This window comes from Croceivirga lutea (assembly GCF_014235875.1).
Taxonomy (GTDB): Bacteria; Bacteroidota; Bacteroidia; order Flavobacteriales; family Flavobacteriaceae; genus Croceivirga; species Croceivirga lutea.
Window position 1 is genome coordinate 420,985 of the sequence record NZ_JACJUK010000003.1, and the last position, 26,093, is coordinate 447,077.

Annotated in this window: 27 protein-coding genes; 4 read left to right on the plus strand and 23 right to left on the minus strand. The window is 32.4% G+C overall.

Going from position 1 to position 26,093, the window contains the following annotated elements:
* Positions 1 to 95 precede the first annotated feature (95 nt).
* The gene (locus tag H5V42_RS08175; protein WP_185782650.1) at positions 96 to 1,148 is read left to right on the plus strand and encodes a ferredoxin--NADP reductase; all 1,053 of its coding nucleotides are present in this window, start codon (positions 96 to 98) and stop codon (positions 1,146 to 1,148) included.
* Between the two features lie 3 nt (positions 1,149 to 1,151).
* Here H5V42_RS08175 and H5V42_RS08180 read toward each other — a convergent pair whose 3' ends face one another.
* Positions 1,152 to 1,925 carry a patatin-like phospholipase family protein gene (locus H5V42_RS08180; protein ID WP_185782651.1) on the minus strand — a complete coding sequence of 258 codons (774 nt, stop codon included), beginning with the start codon at positions 1,923 to 1,925 and terminating at the stop codon, positions 1,152 to 1,154.
* Between the two features lie 136 nt (positions 1,926 to 2,061).
* Between H5V42_RS08180 and H5V42_RS08185 the strand changes: the two genes are divergently transcribed.
* Together H5V42_RS08185 and arsS are read left to right on the plus strand one after the other, a co-directional pair.
* Complete coding sequence (locus H5V42_RS08185) at positions 2,062 to 2,397, plus strand: arsenosugar biosynthesis-associated peroxidase-like protein (RefSeq protein WP_185782652.1); 336 nt, start codon at positions 2,062 to 2,064, stop codon at positions 2,395 to 2,397.
* A 23-nt stretch (positions 2,398 to 2,420) separates the two neighbouring features.
* On the plus strand, positions 2,421 to 3,476 hold the full coding sequence (arsS, locus tag H5V42_RS08190; RefSeq protein ID WP_185782653.1) for an arsenosugar biosynthesis radical SAM (seleno)protein ArsS: 1,056 nt from the start codon (positions 2,421 to 2,423) through the stop codon (positions 3,474 to 3,476).
* Here the strand turns inward: arsS and H5V42_RS08195 are convergent, their stop codons facing one another.
* The 3 genes from H5V42_RS08195 to H5V42_RS08205 are packed head-to-tail and all read right to left on the minus strand — an operon-like array spanning position 3,477 to position 6,102.
* Entirely contained in the window at positions 3,477 to 4,535 is a 1,059-nt protein-coding gene (locus tag H5V42_RS08195; protein ID WP_313792137.1) for a glycosyltransferase family 9 protein, read from the minus strand.
* Positions 4,516 to 5,124 carry a DUF4254 domain-containing protein gene (locus H5V42_RS08200; RefSeq protein WP_185782654.1) on the minus strand — a complete coding sequence of 203 codons (609 nt, stop codon included), beginning with the start codon at positions 5,122 to 5,124 and terminating at the stop codon, positions 4,516 to 4,518. Before H5V42_RS08200 ends, H5V42_RS08195 begins: the two co-directional genes overlap by 20 nt.
* Positions 5,125 to 5,160: 36 nt before the next feature.
* Entirely contained in the window at positions 5,161 to 6,102 is a 942-nt protein-coding gene (locus tag H5V42_RS08205) for a DUF6427 family protein (protein ID WP_185782655.1), read from the minus strand.
* 40 nt (positions 6,103 to 6,142) lie between these two features.
* Between H5V42_RS08205 and H5V42_RS08210 the strand changes: the two genes are divergently transcribed.
* A complete protein-coding gene (locus H5V42_RS08210; protein ID WP_185782656.1) occupies positions 6,143 to 6,364 on the plus strand; it encodes a DUF6341 family protein in 222 nt (73 codons plus the stop codon).
* On the opposite strand, the gene purD is transcribed toward H5V42_RS08210, so the two are convergent.
* The 19 genes from purD to H5V42_RS08305 all read right to left on the minus strand — a co-directional run bounded on the left by purD (position 6,359) and on the right by H5V42_RS08305 (position 26,075).
* On the minus strand, positions 6,359 to 7,630 hold the full coding sequence (gene purD, locus H5V42_RS08215; protein WP_185782657.1) for a phosphoribosylamine--glycine ligase: 1,272 nt from the start codon (positions 7,628 to 7,630) through the stop codon (positions 6,359 to 6,361). The genes H5V42_RS08210 and purD overlap by 6 nt on opposite strands.
* Positions 7,631 to 7,656: 26 nt before the next feature.
* Positions 7,657 to 8,637 (minus strand): UDP-glucuronic acid decarboxylase family protein, encoded by a 981-nt coding sequence (locus tag H5V42_RS08220; protein WP_185782658.1) that lies wholly within the window; start codon positions 8,635 to 8,637, stop codon positions 7,657 to 7,659.
* A gap of 3 nt (positions 8,638 to 8,640) precedes the next feature.
* The gene (locus H5V42_RS08225; protein WP_185782659.1) at positions 8,641 to 9,993 is read right to left on the minus strand and encodes an exopolysaccharide biosynthesis polyprenyl glycosylphosphotransferase; all 1,353 of its coding nucleotides are present in this window, start codon (positions 9,991 to 9,993) and stop codon (positions 8,641 to 8,643) included.
* Positions 9,994 to 10,013: 20 nt separating this feature from the next.
* Positions 10,014 to 11,108, minus strand: coding sequence for a DUF1972 domain-containing protein (locus tag H5V42_RS08230; RefSeq protein ID WP_185782660.1), 1,095 nt, complete (start codon positions 11,106 to 11,108; stop codon positions 10,014 to 10,016).
* Positions 11,109 to 11,189: 81 nt separating this feature from the next.
* On the minus strand, positions 11,190 to 12,380 hold the full coding sequence (locus H5V42_RS08235; protein WP_185782661.1) for an O-antigen ligase family protein: 1,191 nt from the start codon (positions 12,378 to 12,380) through the stop codon (positions 11,190 to 11,192).
* The gene (locus H5V42_RS08240) at positions 12,364 to 13,836 is read right to left on the minus strand and encodes an O-antigen ligase family protein (RefSeq protein ID WP_185782662.1); all 1,473 of its coding nucleotides are present in this window, start codon (positions 13,834 to 13,836) and stop codon (positions 12,364 to 12,366) included. The genes H5V42_RS08235 and H5V42_RS08240 overlap by 17 nt, the downstream gene beginning before the upstream one ends.
* Before the next feature lie 17 nt (positions 13,837 to 13,853).
* Positions 13,854 to 14,405, minus strand: coding sequence for a hypothetical protein (locus H5V42_RS08245; RefSeq protein ID WP_185782663.1), 552 nt, complete (start codon positions 14,403 to 14,405; stop codon positions 13,854 to 13,856).
* Between the two features lie 13 nt (positions 14,406 to 14,418).
* Entirely contained in the window at positions 14,419 to 15,390 is a 972-nt protein-coding gene (locus H5V42_RS08250) for a polysialyltransferase family glycosyltransferase (protein WP_185782664.1), read from the minus strand.
* Positions 15,387 to 16,535 carry a polysaccharide biosynthesis C-terminal domain-containing protein gene (locus H5V42_RS08255; RefSeq protein WP_185782665.1) on the minus strand — a complete coding sequence of 383 codons (1,149 nt, stop codon included), beginning with the start codon at positions 16,533 to 16,535 and terminating at the stop codon, positions 15,387 to 15,389. The genes H5V42_RS08250 and H5V42_RS08255 overlap by 4 nt, the downstream gene beginning before the upstream one ends.
* A 67-nt stretch (positions 16,536 to 16,602) precedes the next feature.
* Positions 16,603 to 17,979 carry a glycosyltransferase gene (locus tag H5V42_RS08260; RefSeq protein ID WP_185782666.1) on the minus strand — a complete coding sequence of 459 codons (1,377 nt, stop codon included), beginning with the start codon at positions 17,977 to 17,979 and terminating at the stop codon, positions 16,603 to 16,605.
* Positions 17,979 to 18,602, minus strand: a complete 624-nt coding sequence (locus H5V42_RS08265; protein ID WP_185782667.1) for an acyltransferase — start codon at positions 18,600 to 18,602, stop codon at positions 17,979 to 17,981. The genes H5V42_RS08260 and H5V42_RS08265 overlap by 1 nt, the downstream gene beginning before the upstream one ends.
* Before the next feature lie 6 nt (positions 18,603 to 18,608).
* The gene (locus tag H5V42_RS08270; protein ID WP_185782668.1) at positions 18,609 to 19,622 is read right to left on the minus strand and encodes an N-acetylneuraminate synthase family protein; all 1,014 of its coding nucleotides are present in this window, start codon (positions 19,620 to 19,622) and stop codon (positions 18,609 to 18,611) included.
* Entirely contained in the window at positions 19,609 to 20,295 is a 687-nt protein-coding gene (locus H5V42_RS08275) for a cytidylyltransferase domain-containing protein (protein WP_185782669.1), read from the minus strand. Before H5V42_RS08275 ends, H5V42_RS08270 begins: the two co-directional genes overlap by 14 nt.
* Entirely contained in the window at positions 20,292 to 20,744 is a 453-nt protein-coding gene (locus tag H5V42_RS15300; protein ID WP_313792139.1) for an acyltransferase, read from the minus strand. Before H5V42_RS15300 ends, H5V42_RS08275 begins: the two co-directional genes overlap by 4 nt.
* Before the next feature lie 115 nt (positions 20,745 to 20,859).
* Positions 20,860 to 21,423 (minus strand): dTDP-4-dehydrorhamnose 3,5-epimerase, encoded by a 564-nt coding sequence (rfbC, locus tag H5V42_RS08285; protein WP_185782671.1) that lies wholly within the window; start codon positions 21,421 to 21,423, stop codon positions 20,860 to 20,862.
* 1 nt (position 21,424) lies between these two features.
* Positions 21,425 to 22,285, minus strand: a complete 861-nt coding sequence (gene rfbA, locus H5V42_RS08290) for a glucose-1-phosphate thymidylyltransferase RfbA (RefSeq protein ID WP_185782672.1) — start codon at positions 22,283 to 22,285, stop codon at positions 21,425 to 21,427.
* A gap of 5 nt (positions 22,286 to 22,290) precedes the next feature.
* Entirely contained in the window at positions 22,291 to 23,349 is a 1,059-nt protein-coding gene (gene rfbB / locus H5V42_RS08295) for a dTDP-glucose 4,6-dehydratase (RefSeq protein WP_185782673.1), read from the minus strand.
* Positions 23,333 to 24,382, minus strand: coding sequence for a hypothetical protein (locus H5V42_RS08300; RefSeq protein WP_185782674.1), 1,050 nt, complete (start codon positions 24,380 to 24,382; stop codon positions 23,333 to 23,335). Before H5V42_RS08300 ends, rfbB begins: the two co-directional genes overlap by 17 nt.
* Positions 24,383 to 24,386: 4 nt before the next feature.
* The gene (locus tag H5V42_RS08305) at positions 24,387 to 26,075 is read right to left on the minus strand and encodes a DUF6909 family protein (RefSeq protein ID WP_185782675.1); all 1,689 of its coding nucleotides are present in this window, start codon (positions 26,073 to 26,075) and stop codon (positions 24,387 to 24,389) included.
* Positions 26,076 to 26,093 lie beyond the last annotated feature (18 nt).

The window sequence follows — 26,093 nt, forward strand, 5'->3', positions numbered from 1 at the left end:
ATACCAAAGAAACAAATTGTTACATAATTGAATTCTATGAATGAAGATTTATAAAAGTCATTTGATTTCCTAGATTTGCACTTTATTAAATTCTTATGAGTGATTTTTATGCCTTAACGGTAACCGCTGTACAACAATTAACTCCAAATGCTATAGCCATTTCTTTTGCAATTCCAGAAGATTTAAAAACGGTTTTTAGCTTTAAAGCTGGGCAATACATTACCCTTAGAAAAGAAATAGATGGAGAAGAAGTACGAAGAGCTTATTCAATCTCATGCGCTCCCTCTTCTGGTAATTTAACTGTTGGTATAAAAAAAGTTGAAAACGGCACCTTTTCAGTTTGGGCTAATACAGATTTAAAGGTTGGTGATACTTTGGATGTTATGCCAGCTGAAGGCCGATTTGTATTTGAACCAGATTCTTCGAGTTCAACTACTGTTTGTGCTTTTGCTTCGGGTAGTGGAATTACTCCAATAATGAGTATAGCCAAAACAGTACTAGAGTCTAACCATACCAATAGGTTTATTTTGGTTTATGGGAACAAGACTATAGAAGAAACTATGTACTACAAAGATATTGAGGCGCTTAAACAAGAATATTCCGATAGGTTTTTTATACAATGGCTATTTAGCAAAGCGTCTGTAGATGGTGCTTTGTTTGGCAGAATTGAAAATTCTACAGTTAACCTTGTGCTTAAAAACCAATTCAAAGACCTTAGGTTTGATGCTTTTTATTTGTGTGGACCAGAACAAATGATTGATACCGTTAGCACATCTCTTAAAGCAAATGACTATACAGATAATCAAATTCATTTTGAATTATTTACCGCTTCTAATGTAGAAGATACTGTGGTAGAAAATTTAGATGGGACAACAAAAGTTTCTATTCTTTTAGATGATGAAGAATTTGAGCTTACCATGGATCAAAAAGAAATTGTTCTAGACGCAATTCTTAAAAATAAAATAGATGCGCCATATTCTTGCCAAGGTGGTGTTTGTAGTTCATGTATTGCTCGAATTAAGGAAGGAAAAGCTGAAATGGTAAAAAATCAGATTTTAACTGATGGAGAAATTGCTGACGGTTTTATTTTAACCTGCCAAGCACATCCAACCACATCAACGTTGAAAGTTGACTTTGATGATGTATAATTTCTAATTAATAGGCGCTTTCTTTAGTTCTTTTTCGATAGCTCTTGAAGCGTAATCATAACCAATTGTAAACGCTTTACTTACGCTTTTTTTATCAAAAACCCCAATAGTCTCTAGCTCTGATGGTTCTATAAACCAGGTGCAATGCTGAATTTTTGCTTTACAAGAAGCGTAAATAGCCAATGAGGTAACACGGTTTCCTAATTGCCAGGCATTCTTTAAGTCTTTTTTCTCTAAATGACCGGCTACCGAAACATTGCTGCCTATAATATAATCATAATCGTCATCTAAGTATTCTTTTGGAAAATTATTCATAATTCCACCATCAGCAAAGAAAGTATTTCCCATCTCTACAGGGCTAAAAACCGGTGTAAGCGCAGCAGAAGCAAGTAATGGGTGGATTAAAGTTCCTTTATTAAAACAAACCTCCTCACCATTTAATAAATCAGTAGCAACTACAAAAAGCTTTTTTTGTAACGCTTCAAAACTATTTTCTGGAAAGTGATTAAGAAAAATATCAAAATATTTTTCAGTATCTATAAAGCCTGGTTTATTAAAAGTGAAGAAACTGTATTGAAAAATGGGTGTCTCTTTAAAGAACTGAAGCATTTCATCAAAAGAATTACCATTTGCATATAACGCACCAACTAATGCACCAACGCTTGTGCCTGCCACAGCATCAGCTTCAATATTATGCTCTTGCATTGCTTTTAAAAGTCCTATGTGAGCCATACCTCTTATGCCACCCCCCGAAAGTACTAAACCAACTGATTTCATATTAGTTAGGATTGTTAAGCACAAAGTTATTTTGTTTTACTAAGTCTTATGTAAAAAAAAATGTAATCTTTTTAAGATTTATAAGACCAAACCTTTAACTGATTTTATCGTAGGTTTATCAAAAATCAAATTATACATGAGCAATTCTTATTACGACCCTAAAGATTTAAGAAAATTTGGAAAAATTACAGAATGGAGTGAGGAACTTGGAGCAAAATTCTTTGATTATTATGGGAAAGTTTTTGAAGAAGGCGCATTAAGTGCAAGAGAAAAATCACTTATTGCCTTAGCAGTAGCACACGTTGTTAAATGCCCTTATTGCATTGATGCATATACTAAAGACGGGCTTCAAAGAGGAATTACCAAAGAAGAAATGATGGAAGCTGTACATGCTGGAGCTGCAATAGAAAGTGGTGCAACTTTAGTGCATGGCGTACAAATGATGAATAAGTATGATAAACTTTCAATGTAAATCTATTTAAGAACCCCTTTTAAATGGCTACAAAATCTTTAAAAGCAAGAGCTAACGAGCTTGCTTCTCAACATAAACAATTAGATATCTTAAATGGAGGCCTATTTGCAGATGGCGAATTGCCTTACTTTAAAGATAAAATTGCAGAAATAGGACATTTTCCTCTACGACCTAAAAAACTAGAAATTCTACAAATTAATGTAGGTTACATGTGTAACCAAGTTTGTGAACATTGTCATGTTGATGCTGGTCCTGACCGCAAGGAAATTATGACTCAAGAAACTATGAAACAATGTTTAGAGGTTATTAGAAACACTGGTGCTCATACTCTTGATTTAACTGGAGGCGCTCCAGAAATGAACCCAAATTTTAGATGGTTTGTTGAAGAAGCTGCAAAGGCAGGTATAAATGACTTTATAGTAAGATCTAACCTTACAATTATAAGGGCTAATAAAAAATATTATGACTTGCCAGAATTCTTTAAAAAACACAATGTTCATGTAATTAGTTCAATGCCACATTATACACGTGGTAAAACAGATAAGCAACGTGGCAATGGGGTTTTTGACAAATCTATTAAAGCATTACAAGAGTTAAATGCTGTAGGTTATGGTATGCCAGATAGTAATTTACGTCTAGATTTAGTCTACAACCCTTCAGGAGCGTATTTACCTGGAGACCAAATGGCATTGGAACGCGACTTTAAAAAAGCTTTGAAAGAAGACTTTGGAATACAATTCCACAACCTTTTTGCAATTACGAACTTACCAATATCAAGATTTTTAGATTATTTAATTGCTTCTGAGAATTACGAGGATTATATGTATTCACTTGTTGAAGCCTACAACCCTGCTGCAGTTACCAATGTTATGTGTACTAATACACTATCAGTTAGCTGGGACGGTTGGTTATATGATTGTGATTTTAACCAAATGCTCGATTTAAAGCTGGCCAATAAAGTACAGCACATTAAAGACTATAATGAAGATATCGTAAACGATAGAAACATAATTATATCGCAGCATTGTTATGGTTGTACCGCTGGTGCAGGTAGTAGTTGTCAGGGTACCGTTGCCTAATCAAACCAAGAACTTGGGGTTGTCTAGTATTTCTAGTATACGCTTAACAATAGCATCTGGGGTTACGGTTGCTATTGCTTTTCTATAGTTTTCAGGCATTTTATTACCGTAAACCGAAGTTGGTATAAAGGGGAATTGTTCCCTGTTGGCTTTCAATGAATTTTTTGGCGGTTGTCTAAAAGGTGAAAAGCCTAAACACGGATGCGTTACTCCCCATATAGTAAGAACCGGTATACCATAATTTGCCGCTAGATGCCCATTACCACTATCCATGGATAACATTAAGGATAGATTAGAAATAATAGCCAGCTCTTCTTTAAAATTATACCGATTGGTTATGTTGTGAACACCGCTATAAAAGGAAGCTGTCAAAATATCTAATTTTTCTTTTTCGTTTTGTCCACCTCCAAAAAGAAGTATTTCACACTCTAATTTTGACTGTAATAATGCAATGGTTTTTTCCATCAAATGAAGCGGATAGGCTTTTCCTTCAAACGAAGCAAATGGGGCAATTCCTATAACTACATTTTCATTTTTAAAAAACAATAGTTCATTTGTAGGCTTTGATTTTAGCGCTAACGCTTCATTTAAATTAAGGTGAAACCCTAATTCTTTAAAAACCAAAGCATACCGTTCATGAGAAGATTTTAATTGAAAAAGCTTTTTGGCTTTCCAAGTCGTTAATTGCTTTTTCTCTTTACGCCCTTTGTCTAGTGTTGCCGTTTGAATTCCTTTTAGTTTAAAAAAAAAGGATAAAATCTTACTTCTTAGAACATTATGGGTATCAGCTACAGCATCAATATTTAAGAGAACTAATTCTTTGTAGAGCTTTCGTAATCCAAAAAATCCTTTGTGCTTACCCTTAACATCTGCACTGTAAACATTTACGAAAGATAAATCTGAGAAAATTGGTTTAAAATGAGGTTTAGTTAAGACCGTTACACGTATGTGAGGATATGTTTTATGTAACGCTAATAGAACAGGAACCAGCATGGCAACGTCACCCATTGCTGATAACCGAATAACCAATAAATGTCTATTATCTTTCTTTGCTATCACGTAAAACCGGATTCAATTCATCATCATTATACATTTTCATTTGACGATAAACTTTCATGTATTTTTTACCTTCTTCAATATCTTGTAACAATTGATCAATAGCGCTAGACAAGTCAATTTTCTGTTCTTGTAAAACCGCTAGTTTTGCCGCACATTTATTCTTATGTACTTCTGAGGCATCTGGTCTTTCTACCTCTTCTTTCATATGGTAGATTTTTAAAGCCAAAATTGACAACCTATCAATAGCCCATGCCGGACTTTCTGTATTAATACTAGCATTTTTAAGCGGTTCTACCAACTGGTATTTTCTGAGAAAATAATCATCAATATATTCCACTAAATCTGTCCTGTCTTGATTACTTGCATCTATCTTTCTTTTTAAAACAAGCGCGTCTTTAGGCTGTATGTTTGGGTCTCTAATAATATCTTCATAATGCCATTGAACAGTATCTATCCAATTTTTTCGAAACAACAAACCTTCTATACTATCTTTTTTATAAGGATTTGAAAAGGGTTGATCTACAGCGTCTAACTTATGATAGATAGCTATACTTTCTTCAAAAACGGAAAAGGCGTGAGCGCTAAACATGCTTAATTTTTTTCAAATATACCTATAACAAAAGCCTTATGAAACTAGCTTCAGAATAGTTACTGTTAACGGAAGAATAATTACCAAAATCAATAGAAATTCTTTTAACCTTGGTTTTTTAAACATTTCAAAATAGTTAGTTAGAAATAAAGCAGTTGGCGAAAATGAAAACAATATGGGCCTAATTCCTTCTTTACCCCCTAAACTTAAAAAAGTGATTACAATTGCGGTAATAAAAATGTTTGTAAATCCTCTAAGCTCTGTAATTCTTCCTTGACCTAAATTTCTAAGTCTGCTAAAAACAAGAATCAGCATTAGAGTCATAAAAAGGGCATATAGGGTTAACCTAGTATAGTCTCTGTAGTTATAATCTTCAGAAAAGTTGGCTTTTATAACCAAATTATAATGACTACGCAGAAAATCTTGGTTTCCAGCGAGCATTAAAATTGCGTAGGTAATTAAAAGAAAGCCTCCTATTGCTGCCCAAGGCATTAACCAATTTCTTAGCTCATTTCCACAATAAAAATATACCGCCAAATAAACTGGAAAAATAAAAAAAACTGCAAATGGCGAAAACAGACTAGCCACACAAACCCAAATTGCAGCATTAAAAACTCTTATATTAATTTTTTTTGCTGGATTTAAATGCAGCAATTGGTATGAGGCTAACAATAAAAAAAAATTACAAATTAAAATAGAAGTATCTGTAATTACCTCTGAAAAAGCGATAACCAAAACGGAGAAAAATAACATCGGCAAAGAACTTACCTCAGAGATTTTAGTCTTTTTAGTAAGGTTATCCAATATCAAAATTTGACCAACCAAAAAAACATAACCGGTAACACCTAACAATATTTCAGAAGTGGTAGAAACGCTATTGGGTCCTAAAAAAAGCACCAAAAAATAAAATAATCCTAGAAAAAAGAAGATTACTATGTAATTTATTGGTTTAGTGTTGCCAAAAAATCTTGTTATCACTTATTAGTTTTACTAATTTTGTTCTTAAATATACTTACTCATGAGTAAATTCTTTTACGGTATTGAAGACCTATTTGTAAATTTCTTATTTGCCCCTTATGATTTCTTTAGATTTTTAGAAAACTGGTGGGCATCAAATGCAATTAACTGGATTTTCGTAATCATTGGCTTTGTTGCTTTTGTTTTCTGGATGGGACAGTTAAAAATCTTCAATGATAATAATGAAGAGGATAAAAGTATTACCTCTCATTCTTATTTATAAATCGAAACCAATATCTTTTCGATAGTTCATTCCTTCAAAGTTAATTTTTTGAAGGTTTTGATATGATTTTTCTAATGCTTCTTGGTGATTATTACCAAATGAAGTAAAAGCCAGTACCCTACCCCCATTAGTTTCTATGGAGTTATTATTAGTTTTGGTTCCAGCATGAAACACTAATGTTTCTTCTACAGATTCTAGACCAGTAATTACTTTTCCTTTTTCATAAGCTTCTGGGTACCCGCCAGAAACTGCAATAACCGTTGAAGCCGTTTTGGGCTCTATTTCTAAGGCAATGCTATCTAATGTGCCATTACCTACGGCTTCAAAAAGTGCTACGACATCGTTTTTGATTCTTGGAAAAACAACCTCAGTTTCTGGATCACCCATTCTAACGTTATATTCTATAACTAAAGGTTCCCCATCTACATTGATAAGACCTATAAAAATAAAACCGTTGAATTGAATATTATCCTTTTTTAAACCTTCTATCGTAGGTTTTACAACCTTTTCTTCAATTTTATTAGCAAAGTCTTTATCTACAAAAGGAACAGGTGAAATTGCGCCCATACCACCGGTATTTAATCCCGTGTCACCTTCGCCAATACGCTTGTAATCTTTTGCAAAAGGTAGAATTTTGTATTGCTCACCATTTGTTAACACAAAACAGCTCAATTCTATACCCGACAAGAATTCTTCAACAACAACAGTTGTACTTGCTGACCCAAATTTAGAATCAACCAACATTGCTTTTAATTCTAACTTAGCTTCTTTGAGGTCATCTAAAATTAAAACTCCTTTACCGGCAGCTAAACCATCTGCTTTTAATACATAAGGTGCTTTCATTTTATCTAAAAAGGCATAACCTTGTTCCAATTGTTCTGCTGTAAAACTTTGATATTTTGCTGTGGGAATATTATGCTTTGCCATAAATTCTTTAGCAAAATCTTTACTGCCTTCTAAAGTAGCTCCATGTTTTTTAGGACCTATTACAAGAACATGGTTTAGTTGATCATCGTTTTCGAAAAAGTCAGCAATACCCTCAACTAAAGGAACCTCAGGACCTACGATAACCATCTTTATTTGATGTTGTAAAACCGCTTTTTTTATGGCATCAAAATCTGAAACTCCAATAGGTAAATTCGTAGCCAGTTCAGCAGTGCCTGCATTACCAGGCGCAACAAATACAGTTGTTGTTTTTGGGCTTTGTTTTATTTTCCAAGCTAGGGTATGCTCTCTTCCACCAGAGCCAATGATAAGTATGTTCATGCCATAAATTTTGGCAAAAATACACTTTACTGCTTTGAAGAAAAATCTCTATGTTCCTTCTTTTGAAGTTCTTCTGGAGATAATGATTTAAAATATTCAAAAACCTTTTGCAGACCATCTCTACGGTGCACCCTAGGTTCCCAATTTAAAATTTCTTTGGCTCTAGTAATATCAGGTTGTCTTTGCAGTGGATCATCTTGCGGAAGTTCTTTAAAAATAATTTTTTGATTTGTACCTGTAAGTTGAATGATTTCTTCTGCAAACTCTAAGATTGTAGTTTCATCTGGATTACCAATATTTATGGGTTCTACATAATCACTCATTAACAACCTATAAATACCCTCTATTTGATCGTCTATATACGTAAATGAACGTGTTTGAGAACCATCACCAAATACGGTTAAATCTTCTCCTCTTAATGCTTGCCCCATAAAAGCTGGCACTACTCTACCGTCATTCAAACGCATTCTAGAGCCGTAGGTATTAAAAATACGCACAATACGAGTGTCTAAACCATGATGTCTGTGATAAGCCATGGTTATTGACTCCATAAAGCGTTTTGCTTCATCATAAACCCCTCTAGGCCCTATAGGACTAACATTACCATAATAATCTTCATTCTGTGGATGCACTAAGGGGTCACCGTAAACTTCAGAAGTTGAGGCAACTAGTATACGAGAGCCTTTTTCTTTAGCTAATCCAAGTAAATTAAGTGTTCCCAGAGATCCTACCTTAAGAGTTTCAATGGGTATTTTTAAATAATCAATAGGACTTGCAGGAGATGCAAAGTGGAGTATATAGTCGAGCTTACCTTCTAAATGTACAAAGTTTGACACATCATGATGATGAAACTCAAATCGTTCTAAAGGAAATAAATGTGCTATATTTTTTAAATCACCTGTAATTAGATTATCCATTCCAATGACATGGTGGCCCTCTGCTATAAATCTATCACATAAGTGTGACCCTAGAAAGCCTGCAGCTCCTGTAATTAAAGTTCTTTTCATAAATCAATACGCTTTAGACTCACCTTGAATGGCATTTATAACGGTTTGAGCAATTATTTTAATATCTAGAAAGAGTGACCAGTTTTCAATATAAAAAACATCAAATTTTGTTCTGTTTTGAATGTCTGATGGTTGCTCAATTTCACCTCTATATCCTCTTACCTGAGCTAACCCAGTAATACCAGGCTTAACAAAATGGCGCACCATGTATTTATCAATTTTTTCAGAAAACTGAGACGTTTGTTTTACCATATGTGGTCTGGGGCCAACGACAGACATAGTGCCAAATAATACATTATAAAACTGAGGTAGTTCATCAATGCTTGTCTTACGAATAAATTTACCCACTTTGGTAATACGCATATCATTTTTAGTTGCCATGATTGCATCAGCATTACTATTTGGGGCCATAGATCTAAACTTATAGCAGTAAAATTCTCTATTGTCTATTCCGTTTCGGGTTTGTCTAAAGAACACGGGGCCTTTAGATTCTAAGGTGATAATAAGTGCCAATATAGGTGTCAACCAAGATAGCAAGCCAATGATGACAATTAAAGAAAAAATAATGTCAAAACTACGTTTTGCAAATGCGTTAATAGGATTATGTAAAGGAATATCTCTTAGTGAAAGAACTGGAATATAGTCGTAGTACTCAAACTTTAATTTTTTTGCAAAAATATTCTTGTTGTCCGGTATAAATTTTAAAGTGATAAGATTGTTATCAGCAAAGTTTACAAATTGTGTAATTTCTTCATTTTTTAACTCTGAGGTAGAACAATACACTTCATCAACTTTGTTGTCAATTATAAAACTAAAACAACGTTCCATTTCAAAGCCTAGAGCTTTGGGTGAAAACTGTTTTAAAAAGTTGTATCCAAATTCGCTACGTTCTTGGAAAACCTTTATCAATTGATCCGTCTTCTTATTCTTGCCTATAACAACTACATTTCTAAGATTTCCTTTTATTCTTTGACGATACGTCATTAAAAGAATATAATTAGCAAATTTTAAAGCAGATATAGTAACCGTTACTAATAAAAAATATTGGCCTAAGTCTAAACGACTCATACGTGGTTGCTTAAAAAAGCCAATGAAAGCGTAAAGAATTAAAAAGAAAAAAACGAATTGAGTAAATGACTTTCTAAATATTATTAAGACTTTAGAATATCGATGAATCTCGTAAAACTCGTTTTTAACAGAAAGTATTATCCAACATATTGAAATATAAACATGAAAAAGAATGGGTTCAAATAAATTTAATTCAATTACATAAGGAAATAAATTAATAACCAAAAGGTCAATAATGTAAGAAAATGGAGTGATTAAGTTTGAATATCTGTGACGTTTAAAAAACATAAATTAAGTCTACGCTTTTCTTATTTTGATTCTTCTAAACACTTAGATAAGTAATGCTCGTATTCCTTATTAATATGATTCCAAGAATATAGTGAAGCAACTTTATCTCTATTTGCATTAGTAAACACAAGATATTCTTTTTTACTCAGTTCTAACACGTTGCTCACATCATTAGCGTCTTTAAAATATAAAGCATCTTCACCCAAAATACTTTTATTAAACACATTATCATTAGCAATAATAAAAGCGTTAGAGGCCATTGCTTCTAAAAGCGAAGGGTTAGTGCCTCCTACTGAATGTCCATGAAAATATAAATTGGAATAGTATCGAAGATTATCCAAATGATTTTGGTTATAGATACCTCCTAAAAACTTAATTCTATCAACCTTTTTAAATTTTTGTTTTAAAAATTCACCAAACTTTGTTTCGTGTTTACCTATAACTATAAAAGGTTTACCATTCTCAGAAGAAGCTACACCATCTAAAATTACTTCAATATTATTTTCTGGTTCCAGCCGTGCTATTAACATGTTGTATTCATATTCTCTCAAATCATATTCTCTAAGCACATTTTTATCAGGATTATTAAAAAGATTAGCCCCGTAGGCAATATATTTAGAATCCCAACCGTATTTTTCTTTTATATAATCTTGAATACCTATAGAGTCTGAAACCAAAAAATCACTACTATTAACGGCAAGTTTTTCTGCAACTTTTAAAAACTTCTGAACTGGTTTCGAGTATTTGGACCTTTTCCATTCTAGGCCATCCATGTTAGTAACTATTACACTTTGTTTAGGTAAAAATTTTCCCCAGATTGAACTGCTAGTATATCCTAATTGTAGAATTACATCAAAACCCTGACTTCTGGCGTCTTTAATACAATTAAAGTCATATAGAAATTGACCAAAAGTGCCTATGCTTTCTTCAGGATCTTTTTGGTGAATTATATGCACCCCTTCAAAAACCTTTTCTTGATAAGGATGTGAATGCGAATTATAAACATAAACTTGATGACCACATTTAGCCATGTGTACTGAAAAATATTCGGCAAACTGTTCAAAGCCCCCATGAAAATTGGGTATACCTCTTGTTCCAAGTATAGCTAATTTCATTATTTGATTAATGATTATATATCAAAACTTTTCTAATGGGCACAAATATGAGTATAATTAAGAGAACCAAGATTTATTTAGCTAATTGTTTTTAGCTATTACTTGTTTGGCTATTGCTGTATTCCAGAATAAGCTTGCGAATAATGCAAAATAAATTATACCCCACTGCCTAGTTAAAATGGACTCTGTTATAAATGCAAATAATATCATCAACAGCCAGAAAAAGCCCAAAAACTCCCTCCTTTTTAGAAAAACATATCCCAATTGAGTTACTAATACAACAAATAAAAATAGACCTACCAGTCCATATTCAATCAAAAAAGCCAAAAATTGATTGTGAGCGTGGTAATCATATTTAACAGGTGTTTTTAGGTTTCGCTTTTTAAATTCGTTAACTAGTAAAACACGCCCCTGATGTTTACCAGAACCAAATACTAAATTGTTATTAGAGGCTTCTACAGCGCTAGCCCAAATATTATAACGTAAGCTAGTTCCCGAGAAAAAATTACCCTTTTTAGTAGCCCTAGTTATTCTATTTTTTACAACTGGTGTTTGTATGGCTATTGCAAAAGTTGCTACTACCATAACCAAAAAACCAGCAACTATTTTTTTTGAGAATTGATTGTTTACCAACAGATAAATCGGAATTAAGACTAATGCCGTGATTATGGCATTTCGAGCTGAAAGTAAAAATAGGTTTGCTAATAAAAACCCAAAGATTAACCAATAATACTTCTTGGTTTTTAATCTATCAACGATTAATAGTAACGCAAACACATAAAAAAGTGCTAAATAGATAGGTTGTAAGCTAAAAGGTTCGGCTAAAAAATTATACGTAAAGTACCATAGATTTACTTTTTCTGGTAGTATAGCCCCTCTATAAATAGCAAATGCACCATTTACAAAAGCACTTAGCAACGCAGAAAAAATGTATGCTGTTGCAATATTTCTTTTAAGCTCTGAAGAAACATTAAGTAAGCAAAAAAATAAAGGAAACACTAAAAAAGGTAGGTATTTTAATCCAACATTCTTCAGATTTTCAAAACCAAAAAATGATTCTCTTATTAATATATATCCAAAAAAGAGCAATAGTAATATTAGAAGATTCGAGAGGCTTACTCTTAGATTTTTCTTTTTAATCGCGTTTCCGAACATTAAAAACATACATAGCGTAACCAATACAAATGAAATAGATGAAATTGCTATTCCAAAGAAAAATGAGGCAATTGCAATTAATATAACAGCATTAGCATAATTAGAAATTTGCTTCATTTTGGACTTTAGATAAGTTTAGTAAACAACAAGATGAAAATACTAAAACCGCAGCAATTTGGTGTTTAAAAAACCCTGCGTTAGACCAAGCAGCTATTCCCATGGCAAAGTTTATGACAAAAAGAAAGTGTATTGGTTCTAATTTACCCTTGATTTTATGAAAATTTTTGAAAGGGGTATAAAACACAAATAATGAGAGAAAAATAGTTAAAATAAATCCATATTGTGCTACCATGGCCAAATAATCATTATGAGAATCTAGAAGCACATTTGGAAACTTTCCTTTTGGTTTGTATTCGTTTTTTAAAAGATTCCACAACCCAGGACCAACACCAGAAATAGGATTTTTTGATGCCATTTGAATAGAAGTATCAAACAAATCTAATCTAGTTCTAAGAGAATTAGTTTCTTTAGAAATAGCAATTTGAATTTTTTCAGAAAGCAAAGTGCCTTCATAATTTATTGTTATTCTTTCTACAATTGTAGCATAAGCATACCGTTCAGGAACATAGTTTTTGTCAGACCCTAAAACATATAGACCAACTATTATTACAACAGCAAACCCAATTTTTATAGTATTTAATATAAGTTGTTTTTTATTTGAAAATAAATAGATTAATAAGTAAGCAAGAAAATATAAAATTAATGCACTGCGCGTTCCTGTTTTAATAACAATAAATAAGGAAAGCAACATAACAATTAGACCTAAAGTCTTTTTTACCAAGCCAAATCGAAGTAGATAGAAAAAATAAAGTCCAATTGCTGCAGAAATATTGGCAAAAGTATTTAATGATAAACTTCCACTTAACAACCTTGGAGACTTTATCATGTAGGTGTTTACAGTAGCCTCAATTAATAGAAAGACCAAACTAAACAACAGCCCATAAATTAACTGTTTTTGATACTGTTTTAGATCAAAATAGCTTATTAGAATGAGTACTAAAATAAGGTATCTATATTGGAAAGAGTACGTTAAAATTAGGTTTGCATACCACAGATTTTCGGATTGAAAAAGATTAACTAAAATAACAAATGGAAAAAGTAGTAATAGAAATTTTAAAATGGTATTCAATCGAAAATCTTTAATCTTAAAACCATGGTTTATAGCTCCTTTTATAATTCCTAGCCAAAGATAAATGTCAATGCGAGTGATGAACGGAAATAATACTTGTTTACGGTCTGTCAAAGAGGTTATTGGAACACTAGGAAAAATATCGTCAATAGGTGATGGAAAAGCCAATAAAACAAAAAAAAGCAGCAAAAAATAAGCCCTAGTATTAACCGTACCTATAATTAAAACCAGAATAAATAATACCAGACTAGGAATGGTTAAATTGCCAATTTCAAAGAAGAAAACATTTCCGTTTTTAGAGAAAAACAGGGTGAAAAAGTCCAGCAAATAAATACAAAACAATCCAACTATAGAAAGTATAGTTATCGCCCTATTTTCTGTCATTTATAAAGTATTGATTCTTAAAAAAGAATTAGCTTATTTACAAAGTAAGAAATATTATTAGAGTTCAAGTATGGGTTGTACTTTTCATTAACCTTTTTGGTGGTAATATTTCCAAACTCAAAATCAACTATCATACCGGCGTTTGGAATAAAATATTTATTAAGTTCCTCTGTAGTAAATTCATGAACATTGTCATTATATTGAAAAACTAGACTATTAAGTTTCATTTGACCTTGGTTTGTATTTCTACCAAAATCAATTCTTAAATGAGATGGAAAGTCTAAGATGTCAAATACAAATTCCACATCTTGAGCTTGCGCAGAGCCAACAACATTTTTAGCAATCTTAAAGTCTGAATGAAATTTCTCGTCCTTTTGCCTAAAATAAATTTCAAAGTTATCGTCCTCTGGCACTAACATGTTCATCCGAACAATTAGCCTATCTTCCAAGTCAATCTCTTCTGAAAGAGAACCAGCTTCTGTTCCATTTTCATCTTTTCTAGCGCTGTTTTTACATGCTGAAAAAATGAGCAAAGCTACTAAGCACAATTGATAGATTTTTAAATTCATAGCAATGGGAATTTTATAAAAGTTGAAAATTGATTTTAAGTTCTTCAAAAATAGGTGTCATGTAATCAATATCTGACTTTTTATCTTCAATATAAAAAGCATTTATATCAATTTTATCGCCATACATAGCTTTTAGATTCACTAACGCTGTTGATGGATAAGAGTATATATGTGTTGGCTTATAAGTTTCTATAACCTCTTCTATTGGATTGTTTTGAGTAATGTCTTTATAGGTAAAATTAGCGCCGACCACGCGCTCGAAATTTGATGATTTATCTGCGTGATGTCCTTTAAAAAATACAATTTCAAAACCTTGCTCGGTCATAATTGAAATCATTTGTCTGTAAATGTCTTTTACCTCATCATTAGTAAGCAAAGATGGTTTGCCGCCTAAAATTAACGCGCTTCTTTTGTTTGGTTCATACGTATTAGCTTGCATTGCTACTTTAACCAATTTGTTTTTTGCCCCCAATGTAAATTTTGGCAATACTGTGTAAATAGCCTTAATTTCAGAGGAGTTGTAAGGAAATATTTTTGGTATAAACTTATAAGAAATGCCCAACCATTTTCCAATCTTTTTGCGCGTATCGTGAATTTTTTTAAAAGGTTCTTTATACTCATAGAAATATAATATTCCATCATAAAAGAAATTAACCTCAAGGGAAGTATTGTTATTAGCTAATTCATAAAAAATATAGTTATCCAAAAGTCCTGAGGTATGAGAAATAAAAAAAGAACAAGCTTGAGTTTTTACACTTTTATCTATGTATATTTTAGCAGAATAAGTGTCCCAAAGTAATTTTAAATTGTTGTTCTTTCGAATAGTTCTTACAGTGTTAAAGACGTTTTTTGTTTTACAGGGCACTGAAGAAATTAGGGTGTTATGATATTGTTCATCTTTAAAAAACTGATTTACAATATTAATTGCTACTAAATTCTGAAGAGGGGTGTGAGCAATGAATATATTTTTAGTGCCATTACTCATAATTTTTCTTTTATTAAAAAGTATTGTTTTGATAAAAGTAGTGTTGTCATCCCAATTATTTGTGAAATTACGGCTCCGAATATTCCGAGTCTAGGTACTAAAACAAAATTAAAAATGAGGTTTAGAGTTGCACCTATTGCAGCGCTGATTAATAAAGCTTTGTCTTTGTCAAAAACATATAGCTTATAGTGCGGCAAATAAGAAATACAGAATATGCTAGTAGCAAATGCTAAGAAAAAATAGATGTAAATATTATTGAGTAAAAGTTGATTATCTAGAAAATATATAAATGGATAAATTAATAACATACTACCTAGCATTGCTATTAAAGTAAAAGTGACGGTCTTTTTTTTGAATTTGCGAAATCGATTATCAAATAGTTCCTTTTGGTTGTTTTGAGCAGCTTCAATAAGTAAAGGAGACATCACAACCAATACCATTGCCTGTACAAAAACAAAAATAGTGTTAGCTATACTCGCATAAAATGTAAAAACTCCAACAATTGCTTTTGTGCTCCAATAATCTAAAAAATACCGTCCACTAAACTCCATTATTTTATAAAGAATTGTAGCAACAAAAAATGGAGCAGCTACTTTAATCCCCTTTTTTATCCATCCGTAATCAATTGAAAAGGATGAAATTTTTGGCAAATATTTTATTGCAATTAAAATAGAAAGTAACGCTCCAAGAAACCAAAAAACCAAAACCACTGAAAGGCTTGATTTTTCTAGTTTTATGAACCAATAAATAGCCAATGTAAATATCCAAAGTCCACTCCTTACAAATAATATAAATGAAGCTGCCACTGATTTTTTTAATACAATTAAAAACCTATAAACTTCTTGTGATATATGTTCAGTTATTAAAATTAAATAGAATAAGGAGAGGTACTCAATATCAATTACATTAAAAAAAAATACTCCTAATAGAATGGGTAGCACAATTACATAGATAACCCCATGAAAAAGCAATTGATTCATTAAGCAATCAGCGACAGATTTTTGATTTACTTTTAAGATTTCACGAGTATTGTACGTATAAAAATCAAACCCTAATAGATAAATAGATAGAGTAATTGTAGTTTGAAAAATTCCGAAAACTCCATAATCAGCAACACTAAGCTCTTTTACTATTAGGATGGACAAAACAAATTTTGCCGCTATTGTTAGAACGCGAAAAATTAGGTTATAAACACCCGTTCTGTTATCACTACTAATTAACCGTCTCAATCTTTTCTTTTTCTAATAGGATTTGGCACATCATACGTTCAAATTTTGAATCGGCATTTAATGCTGCCTTTTCTCCAATAACGATATGACCTACGTTGCCATGAACTATTTTGCCTTTCTCCAGAGCAGTTTTTATATTAGTGAGCATAATGCCTCCAGTGTATTTATACAAGGCCTCTCTTTCTAATTTTGTAAACTTGTCTTGCTGTAAAATTGTTCGCATACCTTCTCCTGTGTGTCTAAAAAACTTGTTTTCTTCTGAGCGAACACTTAATAATGAGTCTGCTTTAAAAATTGCTAAAGTATTTATAGCATCATTCAAAGATTCACTTAAAACATTGGGGTAGTTTAACGAGGCAAAAAGAACAGCATCTGTTTCATTAACATAATCTTCATTGATTAAAAACTTTAGGGTATCAAATAAACCAACATTCATTCTTTCTAATCTCTTTGGTCTTTTTACAAATTCAACTGTATTAGCAAAATTTAAGGCAACATATTGCTCAACATCATCATCACTAGAAACTACAAGTACTTTTTTAATTTTATTTGCGTCAACTAATGTTTGAATTTTATGACCTAAAAACGTTGATTCTCCAAATTTTTCAAGAGATAAATTATAATTAGCCCTAACAGGTATTATCCCGACAACATTAGGTAGATGCAGTTCTTCTTTATGTACAAAGGCATCTTTTATTTTAGACCTTGTCGAAAGTATTCTATCTTCATTATTGGTTAAATTATTATTATGTCTCCTGTAAGAAAATAACGACTTATTAATGTTTGTAACCTTAAATTTTGAAACAAACTTAACCCAGAGCTCATATCCATCTTGACAAGTATAACTTTCATCATAACCGCCAACTGTATTTAGAGAGTCTACTCTTATCATTGTACATGCCCCGTGTGCAGGTTGGTCTAAAATGGTAACTTCATTATCAAAGTCATGTCTCTTAACTTCAGACAATACATTTTCATCTGGATCAACTAAATAATAATCAGGAAAAACAAGTCCAATGTCTGGGTTTTTTTCTAAAACGGAAGACATCTCTTCTAATGCCGTAGGCTCAAAGAAATCATCAGCATCAAGACGAACAATATATTTACCTTTTGCAGCTTTCAAAGCAACATTGTTAGTTATGTTTAGTCCCTTATTTCTCTGATATATTATTGAGACTACTGATTCGTTTGCATATTCTTCTATTATTTCTTTTGAATTATCAGTGGATCCATCATCTATGATAATTAGCTGAATGTTTTTCAAGGTCTGGTTGAGTACACTTTCTATGGCTCTTTTAATGTATTTGCCATAATTATAGTTAGTTATATAAACTGTAACCAAAATATTTCTTGAATCCATTAGGTTCTTGTTTTAATTAATTTACCTGGTATTCCAGCAATTATTGACTTTTCTGAAAACGATTTATTAACCACAGAGCTACTGCCAACTACACAACCATTTTCTAAGTTTACCCCTGGAAAAATAATGGCATGCGTACCTAACCAACAGTCTTTACCTAAACTTATTGGAGCATGACTATACCCTTGATTTGCAATTGCCCCAACACCATCATACTTATGCATACTTGTTTGAAGATAAACATACCCTGATACAAGTGTATTTTTACCAAGAGTTATACTATCACCACCGTTAAAAACAGAATATAAACCAATTCTACATTCATTTTGGAGTTCTATCTTACTCTCATTAGCACTTAATATGCGAACACCTCTATCTATTCTACAATTGTTTCCAATTTTGATTTTGGAATTTCCATGACATCTAATTTCAACATTCCTTCTAAATTGAACGTTATCACCAATAACTAAGCTTGCCGTACTATCTACCTGTAATTTTGGAAATGAGTCACATGTAAAGTTTTTACCAACTTTAATACGTTTAGAAGCAAATAATAGTTTTACCACTAGGCCCAAAAGTCTCGGGTAATTCTTATAATACCAAGGAAGTAAAAAAGCAAGCATTGTTATTTAATCAAATAATTCCCAAGATAATTTCTGATGTTCTTTTACATCAACTCTTAATTTCTTTCCTAACAGATTGTCATATTCTCTTGCATCTATACCGTGGTTAGGTCTTAAAACTGTAATGTCTTTTTCAGTGATAACAGTTCCTTTTTTCAAATCTTTAATGGGATAAACCGCTCTTCTGAAGGTAGTAGGGTGGTCGCCTTCTATTGGTAAAGGTTTCTTTTCTTTATCACCTTTTAATTTATCAATCAATTTTATTTTTTCAATTAAATGCAAAACTTCATCTCTTGTTAGCGAAACTTTATGATCTCTAAATTCTTTATTTTCTCTAGAATCTGTAAAATGAAACTCTAAAATTTGAGCTCCCATTGCAACGGCTATTTCTAAAGCATAACTTCCTTCTGTATGGTCAGAATATCCAATAGGCAAGCCTATCTTATTGCCAAATTCTGTCATAACATTTAAGTTGGCATCAGTAAAAGGGATAGGGTACATAGATGTACATTGTAATACACTTAAATATTCAGAATTTTTGTAAAGTTCGTCTTGTGACTGAATATATTTTACAGCATCTTCTACCTCTTTAAAAGTTGACAATCCCGTAGAAACTATTATTGGCTTTTGAAGTTCGGTAAATTTCTTAAGCATTGGATAAGCCGTTAAATCCCCAGACCCAATTTTATATATTGGCATGTATTTATCTATCCATTCCACGTATTCTGGATCCCAAACAGAAGCCATAAAACCTACGTTATTCTTATTACAAATTTCCGCTAGTTCAACATATTGCTCTTTTGAAAGTTCAAATTTTTTAAAATGCTTATTTCTTTGAGGTGATTCTAACTTACTAACTAGCGTATCACCAGAATATAATTGATATTTTATAAAATCAACGTTGGCCTCAATTGCTAATTGTGTTAGTTTTTTTGCGTATTCAAAATCTCCTTCGTGATTTCCTCCAATTTCGGCAATCAATAAGGGCCCATTCTTACCTTCCCAATTACTTTTTTTCATAAACTTGATTATATAGTTGTATGATTTCTTTCATTTTATAATTCACATGCGAATCTTTCATTAGTTCTATTACAGCACTAGCATTATTAAAATCCTGCGGGGTATCTATAGCAAAGTTTAAAGTCTTACCATAGTCCTCGCTGTTATAAATGAAATTGTGCCTTTTATTTTCTTTTCTATAAAAGTACGTCATCACGTGTTCTTTGTCTTCTTCCTTAAAATAGTTGATGCTATTCTGATAATAATTAACATCAACAATTTCAACGCTCATGCCCTTAGGAAAAGTTCTATTTTTTACATTAGAAGTAAATAGACTATGAGATGATTGATGTGTTATTATCATTGATTTTATTAGTTCGTAATCTAAGAACACATTATCTCCATTTATACGCACACTGCTAGAAAAATTATGTGCTTTAGAGCAATCTAAAAAACGTTGTGCAACATTTTCTAAGTGCCCCCTAAAAATTTCTAGATTATTGGTTTTGCAATAGTCTTCAATAATATCATCTGAAGGTTCGTTAGACGTGCAAATAACAACTGGTATATTATGGTTAAGCTTCTCTAATCTTTCTATTATATACTGTAAAATTGGCTTTCCATTAAGTGGTTTTAAAATTTTACCTGGAAGCCTAGAGGAGCTGTATCTACATAAAACGATTATACCAATCATTTTCTTTCGCTTATTTTTTTAGCGGGAATTCCCCCATATATTGTATATTCTGGAACATCACTTGTTACTATAGCTCCTGCGGCAATTACTGCTCCTCTGCCAATGGTAACCCCTTTGAGGATTTTAGCCCCTGTTGAAATCCAAACATCATCATTTATAACAATTGGCGCTGTTTTATTTTTTTGTTGGTTAATTCTTACGCTTTTTTCAATAGAATGGTCACTATCCACTATGTATACAAAAGGCGCTATAAGACAGTCGTTCCCAATTGAAATATTCGTTGAAGCATAAATAAAGGTATAAAAGCCAATGGTAGTTCTGTTACCTATAGCAATTTTCGCATCTGAATTGCATGCACATATGTTTGCACCTTTTTTTAATACTACCTCATTATCAATTGCAATATTATTAGGGTACCTCAACAAAGAAACATCTTTATCTATGAACACATTTTTTCCCAAGAAGCCTAGTCTATTCTTATGGTAAAGTCTTCTTAGCTTATGGCTTAGTGTGGGCTTTAAATGTTTTCGTAATTGAGAATTTTCTTCTTTCAATGTTACAATATCATTGGTTAACCTTTATTGCCGACATATACATTTTTAAACTAGGCAATTCTAAATCTTTTTGGGATAATATAAGCTCTTCATGCGTAAACTTCCAATCAATATCTAATTCCGTGTCATTAAACAAAATACCAGATTCAGCACTGCTATTATAGAAATTATCACACTTATAAAAGAAGTGTGCATCATCGCTAAGCACCACAAAACCATGAGCAAACCCACGAGGAATAAATAATTGTTTCTTATTGTCTGCAGATAATTCAACTGCTACGTGTTCACCGTAAGTTTTAGAACCTTTTCTAATATCTACTGCCACATCTAATACTTTACCTGATAACACTCGAACTAACTTTGCTTGGGCGTATTCACCTTTTTGAAAATGAAGTCCCCTTAAAACTCCTTTTGTTGAGTATGACTGATTGTCTTGAACAAAATTTACTTTTTTTCCAATAGCTTCTTCAAAAGTCTTTTGATTAAAGCTCTCAAAAAAATAGCCGCGTTCATCTTTAAAAACACGCGGTTCCAAGATAAAACAGCCTTTTAATTTTGTTTCTCTAGCAACCATATTAATTAATTAATGCCATCAAGTTTTTTCCGTATCCACTTTTAAGTAAAGGTTCTGCTAAACTTTTAAAATGTTTTTCACTTATAAAACCCATTTCAAATGCCGCTACTTCAGGCGCCCCTATTTTTAAGCCTTGTCTTTCTTCTATCACCTCAACAAATTGAGAGGCCTGCATTAATGATTTAAACGTTCCCGTATCTAACCAAGCGGTTCCCCTATCTAAAATACTAACATTTAATTTACCTTTTGCCAGGTAAACTCTATTGACATCAGTTATTTCCAGTTCCCCACGTTTGCTAGGTTCAATATTTTTGGCAATTTCTACCACCTTATTATCATAAAAATATATTCCCGGAACTGCATAATTAGATTTTGGGTTTTCTGGCTTTTCTTCAATACTAATTGCTTTACCCTCGCTATTAAACTCAACAACGCCGTAACGTTCTGGGTCACCTACTTGATAGGCATAGATGATTCCTCCATCAGGGTCGTTATTAGCTTGTAAAAGTTTTGAAAGTCCTGTGCCGTAAAAAATGTTGTCGCCTAAAATTAAAGCAACCTTTTCAGTCCCAATAAAGTCTGCACCAATAATAAATGCTTCTGCTAAACCATTAGGTGCATCTTGTACTGCATACTCAAAGGAACAACCTAATTTGGAACCATCTCCCAATAAATTTTTGAAAAGAGGTAAATCTTGTGGTGTTGAAATTATTAATATTTCTCTGATACCAGAATATATTAATGTAGATAGCGGATAATATATCATCGGCTTATCATATACTGGCATTAATTGTTTGCTCACAGATAAGGTTAACGGATGAAGTCTAGTTCCTGAACCCCCTGCTAAGATTATTCCTTTCATAAAAATTAAATCGCGTATTGTTTTCTATAGTACTCTCTATATTCACCAGAAGTTACGTGTTCTAGCCAAGCTGTATTTTCTAAATACCAATCTATAGTTTTACTGAGTCCTTCTTCAAATGTTACAGAAGGTTTCCAATTGAGTTCAGTGGTCAGTTTTTTAGCATCAATGGCATAACGTAAATCGTGCCCTGGTCTATCCTTAACAAAGCTTATTAATTCTGAAGACTCCCCTTTTTTTCGATTTAATTTTTCATCCATTAAATCACATAGCAATCTTACCAAATCTATATTTTTCCATTCATTAAGTCCTCCGACATTGTAAGTATTCTTGCTATTTCCTCGGTGGTAAATTTCATCTATTGCACGTGCATGATCAACTACAAACAACCAGTCTCGAGTATTCTCTCCTTTACCATATACTGGCAAAGGTTTTTTTGTAATAATATTATTAATGAATAACGGTATTAACTTTTCTGGAAAATGATTCGGCCCATAGTTGTTAGAACAATTAGAAATAACAAAGTCTAAGCCATAAGTTTCACCATAAGCACGTACAAAATGATCAGATGCGGCCTTAGATGCCGAGTAAGGAGAATTTGGACTGTATGCAGTTTGCTCTGTGAATAACCCCGTGTCACCTAGAGTACCATAAACCTCATCTGTACTTACGTGATAAAATCTGAAATCGGCATTTTTTTTGGCTGTTTCAATTGCTGCATTTAACAAATTAACCGTACCGATAACATTTGTGTTTACAAATGCGTTTGGATTGGTAATAGAACGATCTACATGTGATTCAGCAGCCAAGTGAATGACTCCGTCAAAACATTCTTTAGCAAAAAGTTCATTAACGAAGCCAGAATTTACAATGTCTCCCTTAACAAATTCGTAATTATCAAATTCTGCGACATCTACAAGGTTTTCCAAATTTCCGGCGTAGGTTAGTGCATCTAAGTTGATGATTTTGTAATCAGGATATTTAGTTACAAACTGTCTTACAACATGAGACCCAATAAAGCCAGCACCACCAGTTATTAATATTTTTTTAGTCTTGTTTGCCATACCTTTTCAAAAAATTATTCAAGCCTTTACCTCCTAAAAACAGTAAGGTTAATCCCAATAAAATAAGTGGAACTAAAAATTTATAACTATTCAAAATACCCTTTACCTTAACCCCTCTCCTTGGAAAATCGCTAATTACATTTAAAATAGACGACTTATTTGCTTTTTCTTGATTCAACCGTACCAAACGGTTTTTTAAGATTTCTCGCTCCTGTACTAATGCCAGCTCTTTATTATTGGATTCTCCGCTTTCAGCAAGATTTATATTTGTTCCTTGCATGGGTTTATCCGCCTCTTTGACTAAAACAGTCTTATAAAGTTGCTGTAACGAGTCTATCTCTTTCAATTGATTTTGAATAATGGTGTCTTGTAAGAGTATGTTCTCATCATTTATTTTTTTCTGAAGCTTAAAATAATCATTGCTTGAAATTGATTTTACAATTGCAGGCTGGGCTTTTTTGGCTACAAAACTATTTGTGCTAATAAGTGTTACCTGATGAAAACGTGCGTCTAACGAATTAAAATTTCTCAAGTAAGATTCTAAATCTATTGCCTTAACCGTTGAGGTATCTAAGTCTCTTACAAAATCATCAAACAACTTTATTTTCTGGTTTTCATCAGAATAGGAGTCAACAAAAATCTTTTTGACAGTTGAGGCGTCTGGAACGGAAATTTCAAGCGCTTCTGCTAAAGCTACGGAGTCGTTTGCCTTTGCTAAATCATTATAAAAATCTATGTTATTATATAACTGCTGAACACTATTAAAATTAGGTTCAACAACCATTCTAGATATGTATTTTTCTGCTTTGAGCGAATCTAATACATAACCCATAACGCCACCAATTAGTATGGCTGCGGTTAAGACTATAAAATTCTTTTGGATAAAAAGTAATAAAAGAATTAGTAGATTAAATAAACCCTTAAAAATAGACCCAATAAAATTGAATAACTTTTGAAAGCCTCGAGCTATCAATTCAAATAATTGAGCCAAATCCATTTCATCGTTTGACGAATTTTTAGGTTGTTCTGCCATTGGTTTAGCTAGTTTTAAAAATTTGTTCTAGAATCTTTTGAGTGATTAAGTATGTAGGTTTTACTCCTGTAGTTCCAAGTCCGCCAGAAGCCAACGTACTTCCTGTTTCTAAAGGGTTGTCAGAAGCATAATAAGCGTATCTAACCTTTACGTCTTTATTAATGCTTTTTCTAACTTTTGAGGCTGATTGAATGGCTTTTTGATAATGCACTCCTTCCATCTCTAAACCAATAACATTCCATGTTGATTCGTAGAAAAACCTTAGAATGTCTTTGTTTTGTAATGATGTTCCTAAAACTGTTACCATAGTTCCCTCAAGTGTTTTTAATCCATTGCCTGAAAAATCAGTAGCTTTTAGTTCATTCTCGAATGGATAATTATCAGCTGTACCTTCAAATATATGCGCTGTAGGAATCATTAAATCACCTTTTCCTCCTTCTAAAATACCAGCTTTACCCATTATAGAAATAGAACAAACATCTAAGAAATACTTTTTTCCTTCTCGTACATAAGGTTTTAAAAGTTCATCTATAGTTTCATATGCTTGCTCTCCAAAAGCATAATCCATAACAAATATAACAGGTTTGTGTCCTTCGGCATTTTCTTGGATTGCTGTAAACCTGCAGTTACCATCTTCAATTTTGTCAGTATCAAAAATTTGAATGTCGATATTAGCTCCGGAGGTGTCGTCAATAAATACCATTCCGTTTTTTTGCGCCCATTGTTCTACTTTTTTACGTAGATGCCCATTACCAGGTGCACTAAGGGCCTCATAAATTTGTAATTCGCTTTTATTTTTTAATTCATTTTCTAGTGCTCGTTGTGCAAAAAGTGAATTCATAACACTGTGCATATTTGCACTAATAATGTGAATTGGTCTATGAATTAAATCATTTTCAAAAAGTGAATTCTTTATGGTGTTAGCCCATTTTTCTCCATGAATGTGGTGACCTAAACGTTCTCTTAGTAATGGACTAAAAGTTATGGTTCGTTTATTACCGGTGGTTTCTTCTTCAATAGCTAATTTACCCAACCAATAAATAACTTTTAAAAATCTATCTGGATTTTCTTTAGTAAACAATCTTTGATGCAAATCTGTGACCTCCTCAAAAGAACGCCCCATAATGTTGGCTAAATGAATAAGAGCTACTTCTCTTTCCTCATCCGTTTTTTCCTCACTTTCAACAAACTCCTCTAATTTTACCCAATCACGTATGGTACTTTGTGACTCTTCAATTAAAACTCGGTTACTAATCTTGTTGGATTCAATAAACAAAAAAGTAAGATGCGTTAAAATGTCATAAATATCTGACCTTCCTCTTGTTATCTCAATATTCATTTGTTCCTCATCGATACGATAACAATTGCGCCTTCTTTTGGGTGGAATAATGGGTTTAATATGCGATTTAGAAAAACCCTCATCGGATGTTAGATTAATGTATCTGCACTGTTCAATACCCTCTGGTAATCTTTCGAGAACATAGATTAGCCCGTTTAATTCAGATTTATCTTCGGCTACAGAACCATAAATTTCTGGTCTCAATACCAATAGAGCATTGCGTAAAGCTTTTCCAGAAACACCAGATGGTTTATAAAACCCTCTATTTAGCAGGTGTCTCATGGTTATATACAAACGTTCTATTGCATTTGTAGACTCTTGTGCTCTAGTTGTTTCTTTGATTTTTATGGCCATTGGCGCAAAGGTAACTTT